The sequence below is a fragment of the Saccharopolyspora thermophila genome (assembly GCF_014646075.1).
Taxonomy (GTDB): Bacteria; Actinomycetota; Actinomycetes; order Mycobacteriales; family Pseudonocardiaceae; genus Saccharopolyspora; species Saccharopolyspora thermophila.
Genome location: NZ_BMMT01000036.1, coordinates 1 through 2,906, shown reverse-complemented (window position 1 = coordinate 2,906; position 2,906 = coordinate 1). Strand labels below are relative to the sequence as shown.

Below are 2,906 nucleotides of genomic sequence, written 5' to 3'. Positions count from 1 at the left end.
TTGACGGGCAGCAAGGAAGCTTTGCTGACGTTGTTCCGATTGATTCGAGCACGCCTTTTGCGGACCTGTACCGTGACGGTGACGGTATTTGGTTCATGCCGTTGAAGCCTGGCGTGGTGTATTCCACAGACTTCGCCAGGCCGAAGAATGGTGCGGCCAGTACCTCTCCGTCGTCCGAGGATGCGCAGGACGTGGAGATAACCGACGTTTTCTTGGAACCCTCCGGGACGGACGAGCACCGCCAGGAAGCAGCCCATCGACCTACAGAGGCAGTGTTCGGCGGGATCCGTGCCAGCGATGCGTCCCGCACCTGGGGTACTGGGGCGAACGCGGGCACGGCGAACTGGTGGACACAAGAGGCTCGCGGCGGACAGCCGTCCGGCAGGCAGTCCACTCACGAGGGGCAGGAGGTCAAGCCGAGAAAACGGATGCGCACGCCAGATGAGTGGCAGGAGATCGGGCCGAACAAACAGGCACGCACGACAAGTGGCTACCCGATCGGTCACGCCACGGTGAACCTGGCCATCCGCGACTTGCTCGGTGCTCCGCGGAACCAGCGCGCGTCCCGAGCTTTCAGGGAGAACTACCTCGACGCCCTGGAGAAAAGTATCAACGAGCGCCGTCCGGTCGGCTTCGTGGTGAATGCGATCCTGCCGTACCGGGATGTCGACAGGATTCCATCGGTCGTCAAAAAGATCACCGAGGGTGTCCGCGACATGGAGGGGCGCATCGCCTTCGTCTTCGGCGTCAACGGGCCACGGGATTCCGAGAGCGCCGTGCGGCGAGCCATCGAGACGTTCGCTCCCCAGATCCAGGATGGAAGCGAACCGATCGCGCTGGTCCCGGTTGTGCCGGCGGGATTCACGGAGTCCGAGAATGCACCGATCGGAACGCTGCGCAACCACACCCTGGACAGCGCCGTGAACAAGTCCATCGTGGCCGCCATGGTCGACCTGGGAATGCATCCGTATATCTCGATCCAGGACTTCGACGAGGGATCCAGGCGGGTCGGATCGTCAACCGGTGAGCACATTTTCAATCACTGGGAAAATCGGTTGGACACCGCGTCGGGGCTCAAGGAATTGGAGCTCCCCGACGACGATGTGCGGCCGATCAGGCCGTTGATGATGTCGGGCGGGTACCGGCTCGGGGACGGTAACCTGTTCGAGAAGGCCCTGGAAAGTCGGATTCAAGAAAAGGCGCGTATCGAGGCCCGATTGAGCACCCCTCGCCAGGAGGGTCCAATAGGAAAGCCTGAAAGCGGCCTCCGGCGCGTCCTCAAGAAAGCCGAAGAAGATATCGCCTTCCTCGAATCAATTCGCCATGATTTCGGCGTCATGCAGGAAAGGTTCACCAAGGCGATCATTGCCGACATGGCGGCACGCGACCGGTACGCCCAGAACCACCCACTGCACCCCTACTCCCCCGAGCCGAACCTCTGCATCGACGGCACTGTGTTACTCAAGGACGGGCTCACGGTCGGCTCCGAGGACGAAAAATTTGGATTCGGTAAGGGAAAGGCGGAGTTCGGCGCTCTCGCCAGGAGCCTGAACCTGGAGAACACCAAGGAATTCGCCCAGTATTACGAACCATTGAGCCGGCAAGCTCCGGAGGAGTCACCGGATACGGACCAGTTCGTGGCGGACCTCGGTAAGAACAGCGATTCAGATAACGTACAACTGGAGCGGACCAAGGCAGAGATCGCCGAGGCAGTCAAGGCTGAAGCACCGCAACGGCACCCGGTTCGGGGAGTGCCGTTCCTGGCGGACTTCAGCGGTAGCACCATAGAGACGGACCTGACGCGCATCGCGTTGACCTGGGCGAGGTCTGGCCAGAAGAACATCGGGCTCCCGCAGACCCACGCGGACCCGAACAACCTCCGGAACAGGACCTGGTACGCAGGTAAAGGCACCGGCGAGGTGCAGCACTCCCGTAAGAAAGCGGGCAGGCTTGCCAGTGGAGGGACAGGACTCAGCAGGTTCCGGAAGGACTGGCAGGAGAATGCCGACGACAGTCAGGACCCGCTGACGGGACGCCGGGGAGGCGAGGATCCGGGGAGCCTGAGCGATAAGGCTGCCAAATTGTTGGGCGTGCCGAAGCAGAACGTGCTCAATGTTAGCATCTCCATCGCGTTGAACATCTCCGAATTCAGGGAGCATGGAGTCCGCATCGGAGTCGCGGGGGACCCCGTCACCAAGGGAGTCATCGGATTCAACTCGGCTCTGGCTGCTCAGGCCCCCACCATGCAGCGGCATCTCGAACAGTTCAGGAAAACTTTCCTGGACCGCGGATTGGCGAAGCAGGACGGACTCGAAAACTCGTTCTACCAGAAGGTTATCGACACCGATCCGGGACTGGCGGAGTCGGCGGTACAGCTGCGCGCGGCCACGGTCGAGAAGGGCGTGGAGATCTTCCGAGGCGAAGGCAGCAAGGAGTCCAGCCAAGGCGCCAACTACTCCGACATGCCCGCCACGGCATTCACCCTCGAACACCGGACGGACCAGGACCTCGGCTCGCTGTCGCGCGCACTGCACGACGGACCCTTCGCCACGGGGCGCACTTCGAGCCCGTCAGATGAGCTGGTCGGCCGGTTGATCGCGACCCAGGTGGGCGCAACGCTGCTGGTCCGCCACCCCAACGGCGATCTGCAACGCCTCGATCCGTTCCCCGTCGACGGGACTGCCGTCGCCTCTCGCGAGGTGACCGTGCAGTTGTCCGGAGCGGAACCGCTCGGCTCCCGTGGGAGTGAGCCGAGGGGTTTTGGTGGTAATTCTGGGGTGGTGTTGGGGTCTTCGTCGGTGGGGTCGGATGTTATATCGGCGGAGACGTTTGCTGATGATGAGGGTGCGGAGCGGGCGTTTCTGGGGGAGTTTTTCCCGAATTTGTCGGGGGTGAATCGTCCGGTT

General features: G+C 62.3%; 1 protein-coding gene. It reads left to right on the top strand.

Going from position 1 to position 2,906, the window contains the following annotated elements; all coding sequences use genetic code 11:
- Positions 1–116: 116 nt before the first annotated feature.
- On the top strand, positions 117–2,906 hold a 2,790-nt coding region (locus tag IEY17_RS24925), incomplete at its 3' end, for a hypothetical protein (protein WP_229680599.1).